The following is a 15,944-nucleotide window of genomic DNA, read 5'->3' as shown; positions in this document are numbered from 1 at the left end:
GAGATGCGCCGGCTCGGCGGTGCGGATTCGCCTGCGGTGCAGATGGTGGTCCAGCACCCCGAACTCGCGGAGTTGGTGCTGCCGAGTCTGCGCAACGACTACAAGGCCGTCGAGACCTACCGGTACCAGCCCGGGCCGGACGTCTCGTGCCCGATCGTTGCACTGCGCGGTGACGCCGACCCGTCGGTGTCCGAACCCGAGGTCAGGCAATGGGGCGGCTACACGACCGGGTCCTTCGAGTCGCGCGAATTTCGTGGCGGTCACTTCTATCTCGATGATAATTCCCGCGAGATCGCGTCACTGATCACCGAACGGTTGCGGTGACGCCGCAGCACTGAATTCATGCGTGACTCGCGAACCGATCATCTACGGCTGCTGCGCTTCTCACCGCCGAAGTTTCCGTATCAGGCTGTTACCGCGTGCGCGCCGGCCAGTGCGCGCCGGGCCGCGGAGAGTCCTGAACTCATCGCGGGATTCATTCCGCCGCTGGAGGTCCAGGCTCCGGCCAGGAAGAGGTTTGCGATCGGTGTCTCGTGCGGAAGCCAGCCGAGGCCGGAGTTCGCCGGTGTGTTCGCGTAGCCTTCGATCGCGCCGTGCGGATTGCGGGTGTACTCGAAGTTCGTCAACGGTGTGGAGGCCTCCCGATACCGGACGGCGTCGGCGAGTCCGGGCACCTCGTCGGCAGCCCGCGCGAACAGGGCGTCGGCCACCCGGTCCTTCAGTTGGAGGTAGCGAGGGTTCTGGTGGTAGTTCTCCAGGTTGCCGCCGGTACCCCAGATATCCTCGTAGTCCCAGGGAACTGCGGTGGTCAGCACCGCCACGCCGTGGCCCGGGGGTGCGCAGCCCGGATCGACACGGGTGTAGTCGGTGACGGTGAGCGCCGAGTGAACCCAGTCGCCGCGCTGGGTGGCCTGCCATGCCTGGTCTGCGTCGAGGGACGGGTCGAGGAAGAGTTCGTGCGCGAGGCCCTGTTCGGCGAAGACGTCGCGGCCGAGTCCGAGGTATACCGCGAAGGTGGTGTAGGACGGCGTCGGCCGTTCGACCCGTTCCAGGTAGTCGTCGGGAAGGTGGTCGCGTCCGACGAAGTCGAGCATGGTGCTGGGCGCACTGGCATTGGAGATGAAAAGGTCGGCCTCCAACCGCAGACCGTCGTGCGTGGTCACTGCCACCGCGCGGTCACCGTCGACGTCGAAGCCGCTCACCAGTTGTCCATAACGGATGTCTCCGCCTCGTTCAGCGAGCACCTGTGCGAGTGCCGTGCTGATGGCTTGCGCGCCGCCCTCCGGATACCAGCCGCCGTGTTCGTAGTACGCCGCGGACGACACCGCCCCGATGATCGCGGCGCACTGGGACGGGGGCAGTCCGACGTAGACCCACAGCGCCCCGAGGGCGGTGCGTGCCTGTGGGTCGGAAACGTGGCGGCCCATCATCTGGTCCCAGGTCTCGGTGCTCAGCCGCGTCATGACCGGATATCGTGTGACGATTTCGTCGAGGGTGGGTTTGCGGCCTTCCGACTGGTCGACTCCGAGTCGCCGAACGTCCCGGTAGGCGGCGAGCGCCTCGTCCAGGTAAGCCCTGATCCCCGCTGCCTCTCCGGGGAAGTTCCGCAGGAGTTCCGCCTCGTAGCGGAACGCATCCGCATGGGCCACCACCTCGCGGCCGGCTCCGCGGAGAATGTACAGCGGGTCGAGCCGGTGGAGGTGGAGACGGTCCCGGATCCCCAGCTCTCGATACAACTCGTCGGTGCCGCCGCCGGGGGCGAGTCCGTTCAGCGCGTGCAGCGCCGCGTCGAAGCGGTAGGGCCCGCGCTGGAAGGACGTCGCATAGCCGCCCGGGACGGAATGTTGTTCGAGGACCACCGTCTTCTTGCCCTGGGCGGCGAGCGTCACCGCTGCTGCCAGCCCACCGAGTCCTGCCCCGACGACCACGGCTTCTGCTCGTTCGACCATGACAGTCTCCTTCGATTGCCTCCCTTTCGATGCAACCCGCGCCCTTTCGGGTGGAGGTAGAGCCGAAGGTCACAGGGTGGGGTGAGAGCCGGGCCGCGCCGTAGAGGATGTTCCTCGGCAACACGATGCCCGAGCTTTCCAGGGCGGCCGACGGAAGGAACGCGAATGTACGAGGTCAAGGCCACTCACTTCACGAATACGAGGGACTTGGCATGCGAGATCTATCCGGATGTGTTCGTCGTCAAGGGCGGCGCCGTGCTCTCAACGTATGCGGGTCAGGCCGATGGTCACTGTCCCTGCGATCCCCTGCCAGCGGACGTCGATGCCGTCTTCGAGATCGACGACTCGCAACTGAAGCGCGCTGTCAAATGGGCCACTTCGATCTACCGGCCTCGGAAATGGTAACTCTCACACGGACCGGCTCAGTCCGATCGCGGAGCGAGGCCAGTCCAGGCAGTCGATTGCCGGCCTCCAGGGCGAGTTCTGCGGGGCCGATGCGATCTCTACCTCGCGGACTGCCTCCCTGACATCCGATCCCGACTCTGTCATTGAGGGTCAGACAGAGGACGAGCGTGCTAGCTAGCCGGGTCCAGTTGCGGGCGGACTGTCGGACCGGAAGGTGCCGCCGAAGAACCTGGCGCCGCTGCGTCGAATGACAGAGGATTTCGTGGATGCAGGCGAGTCCGACAGTGCTGCAATGAGTTCACGATTGGCATGTTCGGCACGACGGTCGACGCACCGCGTGAGCGACCGGACGTCCCGCTCGAAGCCTGATCTCCGACCGGACTCGTCGTGCGCGGGACGTGGCATCAACTGGCTGCATGTTCCTATATGCATAATATGAGTTGGATTTATGTGAGTGGAGTCACTTCACTGGGTGCATGACCAGCACTCCCGTGAGTTCCGATATCGACCTCTTCGCCGACGAGGTCCTGATCGACCCCTATCCGACGTATGCCGAACTGCGCGATCTCGGCGCGGTGGTGCATCTGCCCGCCAACAACGTCTACGCCCTGACGCGGTACGACGTCATCCGCGACGCGCTGGCCGACCCCGGCACCTTCTGGTCGCGGACGATCGGCTTCAACCCGATGGTCAACGAGGCGCTCCAGGGCACGTCACTGGCCTCGGACCCGCCGATCCACACCGAATTGCGCGCGGCCCTCACCGAGAACCTCACCCCGCGGGCGCTGCGGGGACTCAAGGATCAGATCGAGACCAAGGCCGGTGGGCTGGTCGCGGACCTGGTGGCCAAGGGATCGTTCGAGGCCATCGATGCGTTGGCCCGCGCCTTTCCGCTCGAGGTGGTCGCCGACCTGATCGGCTTCACCGGCGCGGCGCGCGACAACATGCTGCGGTGGGGGCAGGCCGCGATCGAGGTCATCGGCCCGATGAACCAGCGGACGGCCGAGAACTTCCCGATCGCCGGCGAACTCTACGGTTGGTGCGCCGGGGTCCGGGCCGAGGATCTGGCACCGGGGTCGGTCGGACGTGGGATCTTCGATGCCGAGGCCCGGGGAGCCATTCCACCCGGCACCGCCGGCCACATCATCCACCAGTACCTCGGGGCGGGGGTGGACACCACGATCACCGCGCTCGGTAACATCGTTGCGCTCTTCTCGGCCTTTCCCGACCAGTTCGACCTGGTCCGCAAGGATTCCGCCCTGGTGCCGGCAGCTTTCAACGAGGTTCTCCGCTTCTGGTCTCCGATACATGCCTGGGGTCGCTCGGTCACCCAGGACGTGGACATCGATGGCACCCTGGTGCCGGCCGGATCCCAGGTGGCGATCCTCTTCGGTGCGGGCAACCGCGACCCGAGGCACTACGAGAACCCGGACGCTTTCCTGGTCGAACGGAACCCGGTCGACCACCTCTCCTTCGGTTACGGCCCGCACGGCTGCGCCGGCCAGGGTCTGGCCCGGTTGGAAGCCCACGCAGTCATCGGGGCACTGGCGAACCACGCTCAGCGGCTGGTGGCCGACGAGCCGGTTCGGGTGCCCAGCAACATCACCCGCTCTATCGACGAACTCGAGATCCTGAAGGTGGTCCCGGCATGAGAATCGTGATCGACCGGCCCCGTTGTGAGGGCCATGGACTGTGCGAAGAGATCGCTCCCGATTTGATGAACCTCGACGACGAGGGCGAACTGGTCCTCGACGTCGAGGAGCTTCCCGAGGGAAGCCCCCAACTCGCCGACGCCGCCGCCGCTGTCCGGGTCTGTCCCGTGGCCGCACTCAAACTGGCATGACCGGCACTGGCCTGAACGGCACCGAAGCTCCCAGGCGGATTCTGGTCGTGGGCAACGGTATTGCCGGCCAGACCGCCTGTGACAGCCTCCGTGGCGTAGGTTTCGACGGCGACCTGACCATCGTGGGGGACGAATCCCGGTCGGCGTACTCGCGGCCCGCGCTCTCCAAGGCGCTCCTTGTTCCTGGGCCCGCGGAGCGGGCGGTCGACGGCGAGCCTCGTTCCCACGAGCTGGCCCCGCCCACGCACGAGGCCACCGAGATGCTCGGGGTGGCGGCAGTCGGCCTCGACGTCGAGTCCCGCCGGGTGAGTCTCGACGACGGTTCGTGCCTGACCTACGACGGTCTGGTGATCGCCACTGGTTCCAGGGCCCGGCGTCTGGGTGGCGACCACAGCGCGGAGCTGAGCTTGCGCACCGTGGATAATGCCCTGGTCCTCCGGGAACGGCTGGCGGCCCAGCCGTCGGTCGTGGTCGTCGGAGCCGGTGCGCTGGGAATGGAGATCGCATCCGCAGCCCTGTCGGCGGGTTGCCGGGTCACGCTGGTGGCCGACGGCCCGCCGATGCTGTCGCACCTGGGGCCGTGCCTGTCCGACGCGTTCACCGCGGCCGCGGTCGCCCGGGGACTCACCATCGTCGACGGGTCGGCAGCCGGGATCGACGGTTCGTGTGGGGTGCTCCTGCGGGACGGATCACGGGTCGAGGCCGACCTGCTCGTCAGTGCGATCGGCGACATCCCCAACACGGAGTGGCTGGGCACGAGCGGGCTGATGACCGGCGGCCGCCTCGAGGCGGACTCGCGGGGGCGGGTCGGGCCCGGCATCGTCGCGGCGGGGGATGTCGCGGCCATCCCGACGCGTGGAGGTGTGCGCCGAATTCCGCTGTGGAGCAGCGCGATCGAACAGGCCAAGGTCGCTGCCGTTGCGCTCCTGGCCGGCGACGCCGCGCCCGAACTCGACCTCGATCCGTACTTCTGGACCGAGCAGTTCGGGTTGAACCTCAAGGCCACCGGCCACCTCCCGGCGGCCGGTGAACCCGAGTTCCTCCTCGGTGACAGCCCGCACGGACCGTCGGTGATGCGCTGGACTCACGACGACGGACCGGGTGTCGCGGTCGCCGTCAACCACCGGGTCCCGATCCCGAAACTGCGCCGCATGGCCTCGGCCGGATCGTGACGCCGACGGCCCGGGAGGAGGACGCGTAAGTTCGTGTGGATGAACGAACCTCGGGACCACCCGAGCGATCTCGGCCTGGAGCGGCTCGCCTCGGTCAACCTCAACCTGCTGGTGCCGATGCTGGCACTACTCGAGGAGGGGTCGGTCACCCGCGCCGCAGCCCGGGTGGGCATGTCCCAACCCGCGATGAGTCATGCCCTGGGACGGATGCGCCGGCTGATCGGTGACGACCTGGTGCTGCGGCAGGGGAGCGGCCTGGTGCTCACCCCGCGTGCCCTGGAACTCATCGCCCCACTGCGTGAAGTGCTCCGGCGGACCGCGCAGGTGGTGAACTTCCCGGGCTTCGACCCTGCTCGCGACAGCCGTACCGTCACGGTCGCGATGACCAGCAGCACCGCGTTCGTGGTCGGGCCCGCCTTGGCGCGACTGATCGCCGAGCGGGCACCGAATGCGACCCTCCGGGTGCGTAACTTCGTCGAGCCTCAGGCAAGCGACTTCACGGACGACGGGGTGGACGTCGTACTTCTGTCCGAGGCATTCTCCTCGCCGTACCCGCGCGACCGGCTCTACGAAAACCGCTGGGTGGTGATCGCCCACCCGGACACCGATCCCGAGGCATCCGCACTGGACCTGCTCACCTCGGTGCCGCACGTCACCTACGACTCCCGGCACCGGGTGGCCCCGTACGCCGCGATGGATGCGCACGGCGTCCAGTACCGGATCGGGCAATTGATCTCCGACCACCTGCTCATCCCGCACCTGGTAGCGATGGCCGGTGGGGTGGCGGTGCACACCCTCCGGGTCGCTGTCGCGATGCGGGAACGGGTGGACCTCCGTATAGAGGAGTTCCCGCTGCCGGTCGCGCCGTTGGGGGTCGACATGGTGTGGAACCCGCGTCTGGCAGATGCGGCGTTCATCGGCTGGTTGCGGGGGATCCTCGTCGAAGCGTCCGCTCGGTTCTGAACCTCAGTTGTCCGATGCGAGCAGGTGGCACCAGGAGTCGGTGAGTTCGTCGGGGCAGACCTTTTGTTCGGGCTGATCGAGACGGGTCTCGTGCTACTCCCGCACCGGCCTCGGGGTCTACCAGTACTACCTCGCCGGCGTCTGACTCTCCTCGGCGGGTGCGCTCACGGCCTACTGGTGATACTGTTTGGTATAAGTCCAGTTGAAGTTGGGTGATTGCGATGTCGGTGGCGTTCGAGAAGGACATCGAGCAGCAGCTGCGTGCGGTGTCACCGCGGGCCGAGCTGTCACGGCTGGAGAAGCTGCGGGCAGTGCTGGCTGCGGCCGAGGCGGGATGGTCTCAGCGGGTGATCGCTCGTCTGGTCGGTGTCGAGCAGCCGGAGATCAGCCGGTTGCTCAAGGCCGCCCGGCTGCGACCGGGGGTGCGCGAGCGCACCCCACGTGAGGTGTTGCTGCGTCACGCGGTCGGCGAGCTCGATCATGATCGGATGATGGCCGAGCTCGAAGGGTGGGAATACACGTTCGGTGGTCCACCGGCCGACGACCTGGATGCCGACGCCTACGTGCGGGGCACGTGGGATCAGATCGAACGCGCCGGTGATCTGCTCAGCGACGCCGATTACCAGCGGCTACTCGAGGTCACGGCGGAGCGGCGTGCTGCGGGTCGCCGCTAGTGGAGTCGTTGTGTGAACAGACCCTGGCCGTCCTCGACGCGTGGTGTGAACCCGGCGCGGTGCTCGATGCCGGCGGCGCGCGGGCATCGTTTCAGCTCTATGCCGACGATGCCCGTCGTCGCCGCATCCGCGACGCCACCGTCGACGCCTATCTGGCCGAGCAGAGCGGTATCGAACGCGATGGCCGGTGCGCGATCGTCACGGCAGGGGTTCCGGGTGCCGGCAAATCGACAGTGATCGAACACCGCGGACTGGCCGGGCAGGGATGGCGGGTCCTCGACGCGGACCGGATCAAAGACCATCTGATCCGCGGTGCCCTCAACTGCGGTATCTACGACGACCTGCTCGAGATGACACTTCCGGACGGAGGCCTGCTGCGTCCGCGGGAGCTGGCCACCCTCGTACACCGTGAATCGACCGGCATCCTCGATGCCGTGCAAGAGCGCTGCGTACAGGCCGGGGAAAACCTCGTCATCGAAGGCACCTTCCGCTGGAGGGGCCTCGGCGCGCAACTGTTGACCGAACTCGGTGGCGCTGGCTACACCGATATCACCATCGTCGATGTAGAGGTGTTGTGCGAGACGGCCTGTGAGCGGGCACGGCAGCGATGGTGGTCCGGGCGCACCGACCCGGATGACGATTTGGGTGGCCGTTTCACCCCGACGAAGGCGATCACCGATCTCTACCTGGACAGGTCGGGACGTTCGGTGTGCGCGCAGAATGCCCGCGCGACATTCGATCATTCGCTCGCTGCTGTCATCGAGTCGATGACGCTGTTCGTCGACGACTACACCGGCGGTACGCACGTCGAATCCGTCACGACCCAACACAACGGGATCGTCAATTATGCGTCCGAGCCCCATTCCTGACGGGGTCGCCATGTGGGCTCAATGAGGTTGACGTTGACGCGTACTTTCCGGATTCGTGTGTCGTGACCAGCGCCCCTGCCCACTGGGATTCATGGCATACGACCTTGACCGCGTCCGCGGCGGATACGCACTTGGCGACGCGCACTTTGTCGACGACTACGACGACGGTATGAACCCCAGCTCCCGGCTTGATCCCGTCCCATTGCGAGAACTTGCGGTCCAGCCACTTGGATCTGGTTGCGCGAGCCGGAGGCGACCAGTGCGGTCAGCGGGGGGTCGTCGGCCGTCGTGAGGATCGCGTCGACCTTCGTCAGCAGCGCGCTCATCACCTCGGCCTTGGACGAGAAGTGCTGGTAGAAGGTTGTCCGGGTCGAGCCAGCGGCGGTGGCGATGTCGTCGATCGTGGTCGCGGAGTACCCCTTGGCGCCGAACAGCTCGAACGCCTAGTCCAGTCATGTTTCTATAAGCCAACTCACTTGACAGCATGTAAGGTGAATATTACTGTGATGCGAACCACGTCGTGCTGACATGACGCTGACGAAAGGAAGTGCCGATGACTGGCGCCCACACCGCCGAGAGCCACACCGTCCACACGGTCCTCGGACCCGTTCCCGCTGACGAGTTGGGGGTTGTCTCGGTTCACGAGGCGCTGCTGTCGGTGATCCCGGGCGCAGAGTACGCATTCGACATCACCATGGACCGCGCCGAGATCTTCGAGACCCTGGCGGCGAAGCTGATGGATTTCCGGGACCACGGCGGGCGGACGATCGTCGACAGCACCGGCATGTTCCACGGTCGCGATGTGAAGCTGTACGAGGCTCTTTCCCGCACGACCGGCGTGCACATCGTCGCGTCGACGGGCATGGGACCGGAGGGGATGCTCGGCGGCTATTTCCTGACGCCGCAGACCAATCCGCCGACGCCGTGGCCGGCGGAGAAGTTCGCCGACCTCTTCACCAAGGAGGTCACCGAGGGCATGGTGGTTCCCCGGGTGGAGCGTCGCGGTGGCGCGGGCCTGGTGGCCACCGCCGCGAGTGACGAGGGCATGACGGCCACCGAGGAGAGCCTGTTCCGCGGCGCGGCCCGGACCGCCCGCAGCACCGGGGTTGCGGTCTCCCTCCGCTACGGCAAGGACGCGGTGCACGACCTCGAGGTCGTCCTCGGCGAGAAGCTCCCGGCCCACCGCGTCGTCGTCGGCGGGCTCGACCGCAAGGACGCGGTTGCCGCCGGCGCACCCCTCGAGATCGCCCGCCGCGGCGCCTTCGTCGCCCTGGACCACGTGGGCTCCGATCGTTTGGGCACGGCCGACGACGTCCACGTCACCGACAATGAGCGGGCGGCCTTGGTGCGCGAACTGGTCGAGGCCGGCCACGGGAACCGAATCCTGCTCTCGAGCAACGCGATCGGCGTGGCCAAGGGGCAGCCCGAGCGCAACCTGCCGTTCAGTTACGTCCTGTCGACGTTCGTGCCCCTCCTCGCCGCGCAGGGGCTCGGCGGCGAGGACGTCCAGCGCATCCTCGTGGACAACCCGCGCGAACTGCTGTCGGTGCGCTGATCGCGTGAAGTCCTCAACCATCGGAGTTTCGTCTTTCCCAAAGGGGAGTGTTGTGTCGAGAGTCAATACCGTTCTGGGGTCCATCGCGGCCGAGGAGTTGGGGATCGTGGCCATCCACGAGCACATCGGGTACGGCATGCCCGGCTGCGAGCTGGACACGAGGTGGTGGAATACCCCCGAGGAGCGGTACGAGGAGACCGTCCCGAAGCTGCGTAAGTTCCACGAGTACGGGGGCGGGACCTTCGTCGACGTCACCGGAATCTGCAACGGTCGTGATGTCGACTACTACAAGTCCCTGTCCGCGAAGACCGGCGTCCACATCATCGCCTGCACCGGCTTCGTCGGTGGCGACACCGCCCTGCCGTTCTTCGAACGGGCGAGCGTGGAATACCTGACGCAGCAGTTCGTTCACGAGATCACCGTCGGCATCGGGGACACCGGCAGTCGCGCCGGCGTCATCAAGGTCGGGGTGAGCCGCGGTGGCCGGATGACGGAGCTGGACAAGCGCATCTACCGTGCCGCCGCCCGCGCCGCGCTGAGCACCGGTGTGCCGATCCTGACCCACCTGGCGATCGATGCCGAGAACGCCATTGCCATCTTCAACGAAGAGGGCCTCCCGCTGGACCGCGTGCTGTTCGGGCACGTCGACGACGGCGTGAACGCGGAGAAGACGCGCGACACCTGGATCGCCGAACAGGGCGGCCGCGTCGGCTTCGACACCTTCGGCTACGAGACCGAACTCGAGGACCCGCCGTTCTGGGCCCGCCCGCGCAAGGAGCGCCTGGACCACTTCCTCCGGTTCCTCGGACACGGCCACCTGGACCAGGCGCTCGCCGGCGTCGATGCCAACTGCAGCCCGCTCGGCTGGCCGGGCGTCAAGGGCCACACCGTGAACTACCTCTTCGAGGACCTCATTCCGGACCTGCGCGAGGCCGGTCTGGACGAGGCCACGATCACCAAGCTGTTCGTCGAGAACCCGGCGGAATTCCTCACGATCCGGTCCTGAATCCCCCCAGAGCATCCCGGCGCAACGACGCGCCCACCCAGAGAGAAGAAACCAATGCAGCCTTCAGACCTGAAGAACCTCCGCATCGCCATCGTCGGCGCGGGGTACGCCGGCGCAGCGGCGGCCAAGGCACTGAGCCTGCTCGGCGCCGACGTCAACGTGTACGAGCAGGCCAGCGAGATCCGGGAGGTCGGCGCCGGCATCGGTCTGCGTCCTTCCAGCATGGATCGCTTCCGCCAGTGGGGGACCTTCGACGCGATCGAAAAGGTGAGCTCGCCGAGCGACTACTTCGAGATCCTCACCGCCACCGGCGATCCGATCATGAAGGAGGAGTGGCCGGGGATCGGTGACTACGCCGAGGAGACCAAGACCCACCTGATCCACCGGGGGGACTTCATCGACGCTCTGGTGAGCGTGCTCCCCGAGGGCATGGTGCACCTCGGACACAAGCTCGAGTCCGTCGAGGACCGGGGCGAGACCTCCGTCCTGACGTTCGTGGGCGGCAAGACCGTCGAGGCCGACCTGGTCGTCGGTGCCGACGGCATCAAGTCGGTTGTGCGGCAGCAGCTGTTCAGCGACAAGGGCCCGGTGTACTCCGGTGAGCACGCCTACCGCGCGGTGATCTCCGTCGACGACGCGCACGGGATGGTCGTCGACGACAACCTCCGGATGTACATCGGCAAGGGCACCAAGGTGTACCTGCTGCCGCTGCGTCACCGGGGTCAGGTGTCGTTCGACGTCACCGCCCTGTGCGCGGACAGCAGCTGGTCGCCGAAGGCCACGAAGGAAGACCTCCTGGCAACGCTGGAAGGCTTCGACGAGCGGATCGTGAACATCGCGCGCGACCTCGACATGGACGCCGTGAACCTTCGTGCGGTCTACGACATCGACCCGGTCGACACGTGGCACTCGGACTCCGTCGTCCTCGTGGGCGACGCCGCCCACTCGATGCTGCACCACCAGGGGCAGGGCGCGAACTCGGCGATCCTGGACGCCGGCGGACTTGCCGACGCCCTGCAGGAGGCCGACTCCGTCAGGGAGGCGCTGGCGCTGTACCAGGCGACGCGCAAGCCGATGACGGATGAGCTGCAGCGCATCTCGCGTCAGGGGTGGACCGAGGACGAGGTCAACGACGTCTTCCCCGGCCAGAAGCCGGCGGCCCAGTCTCCCGTGTCCCAGTCGCCCGTGTCCCAGTCGCAGGCCTGACGCCATGGCACTGCATCCGCAGATCGCACAGGTGATCGCCGGCCTGCCTGCCCCGCCCGAGGGCCCGCTCGACCCGGCGGCCATGCGCGCAGCCGAGGAGTCGCAGGTCGCTCCCCTCGAGGAGCGCCTGCCCCTCCACGCCGTCGAGGACGCGACGGCGCAGACCCCGTCGGGGGAGGTGCCGGTCCGCATCTACACGCCGGTCGACGCCGACTCGTACGGACTGCTGGTGTACTTCCACGGCGGAGCGTTCTTCCTCGGAAGCGTGGACACGCACGACCACGTCGCGCGGAACCTGGCCAAGGAGACCGGGCTGAAGGTCGTCTCCGTCGGCTACCGCCGGGCGCCCGAGGCGGCCTTCCCGGCCGGCCTCCAGGATTGCTTCGGGGTGGTTCGGTGGGCCGCGGAGAACGGCGAGGCTCTGAAGTGGAACGGTGAGACCCTGGCGCTGGCCGGTGACAGTTCGGGCGGCACCTTCGTCGCCGCCGTCGCCGCGATGGCCCAGGACGAGGGATTCGACCGCATCACCCACCAGGTCCTGTTCTACCCGTCGCTGGACCTGGACTTCGACGTCGACCGCTACGCCTCCCTGCGGGAGAACGCCGAAGGGTACGGCGTCGAAACGGCCGGACTGAAGGGCTTCAACTCCTTCTACTTCGACAGCGGTGCCGACCCGGGCGACCCGCTCGTCTCCCCGATCAAGCGCGAGGATCTGACCGGGCTGCCCCCGGCGCTGATCATCACCGCCGAGTTCGACCCCATGCGTGACGAGGGCGAGCTCTACGGCAAGCGGCTCGCCGAGGCCGGAGTGGAGGCGACGGTCAGCCGCTACGCCGGCGCCAATCACGGATTCGTCCAAAATTTCTCGTGGATCCCGGAGTTCCACCGGGCATTCGAGGAGACGGCGGAGTTCCTTCGGCAGGCCCGACCCGACCAGGGGGAGTGACGTGACGCAGGACGTGAAGATTCATCCGCTCGTCTCGCCCTGGGGTCGGTTCGGTCTGTACAGCTTCTTCATCGACGCCCCCGAGCCGGCGATCGTCGACACCGGGATCGCCTCGTCGCCCGCCGAGGGCATGGCCCCCGCGCTCGAGGCTCTCGGGCGCAGGATCGAGGACGTTCGCTGGATCCTGTTGACCCACGGCCACATCGACCACATCGGCGGGGCGCACGCCCTGTGGGAAATGACCGGGCGGCGCGCCCAGGTCGTGATCCACGAGGCGGACGCGCATCTGTTGCGCTCGCGGCAGGCGCACATCGACGAGTACGCGGCGGTGCGTGGGCAGTACCTGCACGATCCGGAGGGTGTGGCAAAGCAGAAGGCCGCGGCGGAAGCCGTCATCTCCGGCGAGATGGAACCGACCATGCTGGTTCGGGGCGGCGAAATCTTGTCCCTCGGAGGCGATGTCACCGTCTCGGTGCATTCCGTCCCGGGTCACACGGCCGGATCGGTCGCCTACGTGGTGAACGGTCAGAATTCCGTGTTCGTCGGCGACGCCGTCCAGGTCCACGGGGCAGCCAACGGCTTCCCCGGCTACGAGGATCCGGAAGCGTATCGCTCGAGCTTGCGGTACCTGCGTGACGAGATCCGCCCTCAGCACCTGTACCTGGGGCATCCGTACCGTCGGGCGGACGGTGTCGCCTACGGCGTCGAACTCGATCGTGACCAGGCCGCCGAGGCACTGCGCGAGAGTGAGGAGATCGAGGCACAGGTCGGGGGCGCGGCTCATCGGTGCCTGTGCGGGGGTCTGCGGGAGACCGATTCGGCGTACTCGCCGTTCGCACCCGTGGCAGAGGAACTCGGCTACGAGGGTGACCCCACGCTCGAACCGTCCCCGTTCTTCACGTCGCTGCACGGCTACCGCGCACAGTTCACCCAGAAGTCTTGACAGAGAAGAGGAGTCGCAGACTCATGGCCGAGTTCGAAGAATTCGACGCGGGCGGGCAGACCATCCACATCCGCAAGGATCTCCGGGTCCCGATGCGAGATGGGGTCGAGTTGGCGGCCGACGCTTACCAGGGTGTCGACGACAAGCCTCGACCGGCGCTGGTCGCGCTGAGCCCGTACGGCAAGGAGCTGCAGGCGCTCGCCCTCACGACGCCGCCGCAGCGTCGCCCCAGCCCGATGTGGGACGGCTGCATCGAGGCCGGTGACATCGCCCGCGTCGTTGCGGAGGACTACGTCCACGTGATCGGCGACCTGCGCGGCTCCGGCGCCTCCGAGGGTGAGCACATCGGCAACTACAACGCCGGCGGCGTCTCCCTGGGGCAGGACGCGTACGACTTCATCGAGTGGGTCGCCGCGCAGCCGTGGTGCGACGGCAACGTCGGCATGATCGGCATCTCCTACTTCGGGTCGATGCAGGTGCTCGCCGCCGCGGAGCGACCCCCGCACCTGAAGGCGATCTTCGTCAGCGGCGGCCACTACGACTTCTACGAGACCACCTACCACGGCGGCATCATGTGGTTCATGCCGCGTGCCGCCCGCGAGGGCCGCGGCGGCGACTCCGGCTGGGCCTTCACCGATGGCGTCAAGTCCCGCATGCTCGAGACGTACTCCCCGGAGCAGATCGAGGAGCGCGTCGCCAAGCGCCTCGAGGATCCGGATGTGGCCGCCTGGCCGAACCTGGTCCACGTGCTGAACTACCCGAAGCACCACGAGGCCTGGTTCGACATCGTGATGAACGAGCTGGACGGCGAGTGGTACGAGGAGCGCAACCCCATCACGCTGGCCCCGAACATCGACATCCCGGTCTATCTGCAGATCGACCAGGGTCGCGGCTGGACGATGGACGGCACGATCGAACTCTTCGATGCGCTGAAGGGCCCGAAGAAGCTGGACATCGGCCCGTACCCGCCCATGCAGTCGCGCCCCTTCATCGAGGAACACGACAAGATGTTCCGGTGGTACGACTACTGGATCAAGGGAATCGACAACGGCATCATGGACGAGCCCGCGGTGAGCGTCTTCGTCGAGGGCTCGCGTGAGCGGGTGACCGGCAGCCAGTGGCCGCCGAAGGACATCGAGTACAAGTCCCTGTACCTGCGCCCGCGTCACAAGTTGTCCACCGAGCCCGAGCCGATGGGCGCGGAGTACGCCGCCCCCGACGGCTTCTACCAGGCCCCGCTGACCGTCACCGACAAGGTCGAGATCCTCGAATGGAGCACTGCGACTTTCGAGGAGCCCACGGAGATGATCGGCACCGGTGCCGCGCACATCTTCGCGGAGATCGACCAGCCGGACTCGAATTTCATCCTGCGCCTGTGGGATTACGCCCCGGGCGGCAAGCGCCAGCTGATCACCTCCGGCTACCTGAAGGCCTCGCACCGCGAGCTGGACGACGAGCGCACCACCGAGGGCAACCCGTACCATCCGCACACCCGCGCGGTGCCGGTGGAGCCGGGCAGGATCGAGGAGTACGTGCTGCGCCTCTATCCGTTCGCGAACACCTTCGAGCCGGGGCACAAGCTGACCGTGGAGCTGTCCAACGGTGAGCCGCTGGCCGACGAGCACAACGCGCTGCTCCCGCCGGATGCGTTCCACCTGCCGGTGGGCCGCCCGGTCACCCACAAGATCTACCGGGACGCCGCCCACCGATCCCGCCTCGTGCTGCCGTTCACGACGCGCACGGTCGCCGAGGTGTAGGTCGCACCGAACACGAACCTGCCCCGGACCGAGATCGGTCCGGGGCAGGTTCTGTCGGTTGGGGGGAGCGGGCGATCAGGCGCCGCTCACCGCTTCAGAGGGCTGTAGAAGACCAACCCGTTGCCCTTGTTGTCATATACCACAGCGCGGCGCTCGTGCGCGTCGTCGTACGGGCCCTTCACGATGCCGCCGCCGGACTCTTCGACAGCTTTCGCGGCGGCGTCCACGTCGGCGGTCTTGATGCCGACGACAACCTGGCCGTGGATCGGATGGTCGACCGCGGTCGCGAGCGCGAGGGTCACCGCTCCGCCATCGAGGGCGGCGAAATGAGCGCCGTCGCGGAACTTCAACGGCATCCCCAGGGTTTCGCTGTAGAACCGGATCGACTCGTCGAGATCGTCGGTCGACAACACAATCATCTTCACTTCGTGGTCGCTCAAGAACTTCTCCTTCGGTGAAAGTGTGTACAGCATAATGCGAGCCCTCGGTCTGCGGGGTGCACCAAACTCAAACGCAGCCCACGATGGCGTGGAGTTCGTTAGTTTTCACGCGCCAGGACGGGGGCGTCACAGATCGAGGACCAGGGTGGGGCTGTGGGCGCGGGAGACGCACGGATACATGACATCGAGCCGATCCTCGCCCATGGAGTGTGGCAC

17 protein-coding genes are annotated in these 15,944 nt (G+C 67.0%); 14 read left to right on the top strand and 3 right to left on the bottom strand.

Going from position 1 to position 15,944, the window contains the following annotated elements; genetic code table 11:
* Positions 1 to 324, top strand: a 324-nt coding sequence (locus WAW17_RS26690; RefSeq protein ID WP_422335879.1) for a thioesterase II family protein, incomplete at its 5' end; no start/stop codon positions are given.
* An 80-nt stretch (positions 325 to 404) separates the two neighbouring features.
* Here the strand turns inward: WAW17_RS26690 and WAW17_RS26685 are convergent.
* Positions 405 to 1,949, bottom strand: a complete 1,545-nt coding sequence (locus tag WAW17_RS26685) for a phytoene desaturase family protein (RefSeq protein ID WP_422335878.1) — start codon at positions 1,947 to 1,949, stop codon at positions 405 to 407.
* A gap of 165 nt (positions 1,950 to 2,114) precedes the next feature.
* Between WAW17_RS26685 and WAW17_RS26680 the strand changes: the two genes are divergently transcribed.
* From WAW17_RS26680 to WAW17_RS26650, 7 genes are all read left to right on the top strand, one after another.
* Positions 2,115 to 2,354 carry a hypothetical protein gene (locus WAW17_RS26680; RefSeq protein ID WP_422335877.1) on the top strand — a complete coding sequence of 80 codons (240 nt, stop codon included), beginning with the start codon at positions 2,115 to 2,117 and terminating at the stop codon, positions 2,352 to 2,354.
* A gap of 476 nt (positions 2,355 to 2,830) precedes the next feature.
* On the top strand, positions 2,831 to 4,006 hold the full coding sequence (locus WAW17_RS26675) for a cytochrome P450 (protein WP_422335876.1): 1,176 nt from the start codon (positions 2,831 to 2,833) through the stop codon (positions 4,004 to 4,006).
* On the top strand, positions 4,003 to 4,197 hold the full coding sequence (locus WAW17_RS26670; RefSeq protein WP_422335875.1) for a ferredoxin: 195 nt from the start codon (positions 4,003 to 4,005) through the stop codon (positions 4,195 to 4,197). Before WAW17_RS26675 ends, WAW17_RS26670 begins: the two co-directional genes overlap by 4 nt.
* Positions 4,194 to 5,369 (top strand): NAD(P)/FAD-dependent oxidoreductase, encoded by a 1,176-nt coding sequence (locus WAW17_RS26665; RefSeq protein ID WP_422335874.1) that lies wholly within the window; start codon positions 4,194 to 4,196, stop codon positions 5,367 to 5,369. Before WAW17_RS26670 ends, WAW17_RS26665 begins: the two co-directional genes overlap by 4 nt.
* 39 nt (positions 5,370 to 5,408) lie before the next feature.
* Positions 5,409 to 6,332 (top strand): LysR family transcriptional regulator, encoded by a 924-nt coding sequence (locus WAW17_RS26660; RefSeq protein WP_422335873.1) that lies wholly within the window; start codon positions 5,409 to 5,411, stop codon positions 6,330 to 6,332.
* A 221-nt stretch (positions 6,333 to 6,553) separates the two neighbouring features.
* Positions 6,554 to 7,006, top strand: coding sequence for a hypothetical protein (locus WAW17_RS26655; protein ID WP_422335872.1), 453 nt, complete (start codon positions 6,554 to 6,556; stop codon positions 7,004 to 7,006).
* Positions 7,007 to 7,014: 8 nt separating this feature from the next.
* Positions 7,015 to 7,875: a zeta toxin family protein gene (locus WAW17_RS26650; protein ID WP_422335871.1), complete on the top strand. Its 861-nt coding sequence runs from the start codon at positions 7,015 to 7,017 to the stop codon at positions 7,873 to 7,875.
* 89 nt (positions 7,876 to 7,964) lie between these two features.
* Here the strand turns inward: WAW17_RS26650 and WAW17_RS26645 are convergent, their stop codons facing one another.
* Entirely contained in the window at positions 7,965 to 8,267 is a 303-nt protein-coding gene (locus WAW17_RS26645; protein WP_422335880.1) for a hypothetical protein, read from the bottom strand.
* Positions 8,268 to 8,428: 161 nt separating this feature from the next.
* Between WAW17_RS26645 and WAW17_RS26640 the strand changes: the two genes are divergently transcribed.
* Genes WAW17_RS26640 through WAW17_RS26615 form a run of 6 tightly spaced genes read left to right on the top strand, consistent with a single transcriptional unit; the run spans position 8,429 to position 15,288 of the window.
* Positions 8,429 to 9,430, top strand: a complete 1,002-nt coding sequence (locus tag WAW17_RS26640) for a phosphotriesterase (RefSeq protein ID WP_422335870.1) — start codon at positions 8,429 to 8,431, stop codon at positions 9,428 to 9,430.
* 52 nt (positions 9,431 to 9,482) lie between these two features.
* The gene (locus tag WAW17_RS26635) at positions 9,483 to 10,436 is read left to right on the top strand and encodes a phosphotriesterase family protein (protein WP_422335869.1); all 954 of its coding nucleotides are present in this window, start codon (positions 9,483 to 9,485) and stop codon (positions 10,434 to 10,436) included.
* Positions 10,437 to 10,490: 54 nt separating this feature from the next.
* Positions 10,491 to 11,642, top strand: coding sequence for an FAD-dependent monooxygenase (locus WAW17_RS26630; protein WP_422335868.1), 1,152 nt, complete (start codon positions 10,491 to 10,493; stop codon positions 11,640 to 11,642).
* A 4-nt stretch (positions 11,643 to 11,646) separates the two neighbouring features.
* Positions 11,647 to 12,588 (top strand): alpha/beta hydrolase, encoded by a 942-nt coding sequence (locus WAW17_RS26625; protein WP_422335867.1) that lies wholly within the window; start codon positions 11,647 to 11,649, stop codon positions 12,586 to 12,588.
* 1 nt (position 12,589) lies between these two features.
* Positions 12,590 to 13,531 carry an MBL fold metallo-hydrolase gene (locus tag WAW17_RS26620; RefSeq protein WP_422335866.1) on the top strand — a complete coding sequence of 314 codons (942 nt, stop codon included), beginning with the start codon at positions 12,590 to 12,592 and terminating at the stop codon, positions 13,529 to 13,531.
* Positions 13,532 to 13,554: 23 nt separating this feature from the next.
* Positions 13,555 to 15,288 carry a CocE/NonD family hydrolase gene (locus WAW17_RS26615; protein WP_422335865.1) on the top strand — a complete coding sequence of 578 codons (1,734 nt, stop codon included), beginning with the start codon at positions 13,555 to 13,557 and terminating at the stop codon, positions 15,286 to 15,288.
* Between the two features lie 86 nt (positions 15,289 to 15,374).
* On the opposite strand, the gene WAW17_RS26610 is transcribed toward WAW17_RS26615, so the two are convergent.
* Complete coding sequence (locus tag WAW17_RS26610) at positions 15,375 to 15,728, bottom strand: VOC family protein (RefSeq protein WP_422335864.1); 354 nt, start codon at positions 15,726 to 15,728, stop codon at positions 15,375 to 15,377.
* Positions 15,729 to 15,944 lie beyond the last annotated feature (216 nt).

The sequence above is a fragment of the Rhodococcus sp. (in: high G+C Gram-positive bacteria) genome (genome assembly GCF_049286785.1).
Classification (GTDB): domain Bacteria; phylum Actinomycetota; class Actinomycetes; order Mycobacteriales; family Mycobacteriaceae; genus Rhodococcus_F.
The sequence above is the reverse complement of the archived record's forward strand: the minus strand, read 5'-3'. Positions and strand labels throughout refer to the sequence as shown.

Excerpts from the sequence above, each read along its gene's own strand:
- WAW17_RS26685 (WP_422335878.1), bottom strand. The coding sequence starts at position 1,949 with ATGGTCGAACGAGCAGAAGCCGTGGTCGTCGGGGCAGGACTCGGTGGG.
- WAW17_RS26680 (WP_422335877.1), top strand. The coding sequence starts at position 2,115 with ATGTACGAGGTCAAGGCCACTCACTTCACGAATACGAGGGACTTGGCA.
- WAW17_RS26675 (WP_422335876.1), top strand. The coding sequence starts at position 2,831 with ATGACCAGCACTCCCGTGAGTTCCGATATCGACCTCTTCGCCGACGAG.
- WAW17_RS26670 (WP_422335875.1), top strand. The coding sequence starts at position 4,003 with ATGAGAATCGTGATCGACCGGCCCCGTTGTGAGGGCCATGGACTGTGC.
- WAW17_RS26665 (WP_422335874.1), top strand. The coding sequence starts at position 4,194 with ATGACCGGCACTGGCCTGAACGGCACCGAAGCTCCCAGGCGGATTCTG.
- WAW17_RS26660 (WP_422335873.1), top strand. The coding sequence starts at position 5,409 with ATGAACGAACCTCGGGACCACCCGAGCGATCTCGGCCTGGAGCGGCTC.
- WAW17_RS26655 (WP_422335872.1), top strand. The coding sequence starts at position 6,554 with ATGTCGGTGGCGTTCGAGAAGGACATCGAGCAGCAGCTGCGTGCGGTG.
- WAW17_RS26640 (WP_422335870.1), top strand. The coding sequence starts at position 8,429 with ATGACTGGCGCCCACACCGCCGAGAGCCACACCGTCCACACGGTCCTC.
- WAW17_RS26630 (WP_422335868.1), top strand. The coding sequence starts at position 10,491 with ATGCAGCCTTCAGACCTGAAGAACCTCCGCATCGCCATCGTCGGCGCG.
- WAW17_RS26625 (WP_422335867.1), top strand. The coding sequence starts at position 11,647 with ATGGCACTGCATCCGCAGATCGCACAGGTGATCGCCGGCCTGCCTGCC.
- WAW17_RS26615 (WP_422335865.1), top strand. The coding sequence starts at position 13,555 with ATGGCCGAGTTCGAAGAATTCGACGCGGGCGGGCAGACCATCCACATC.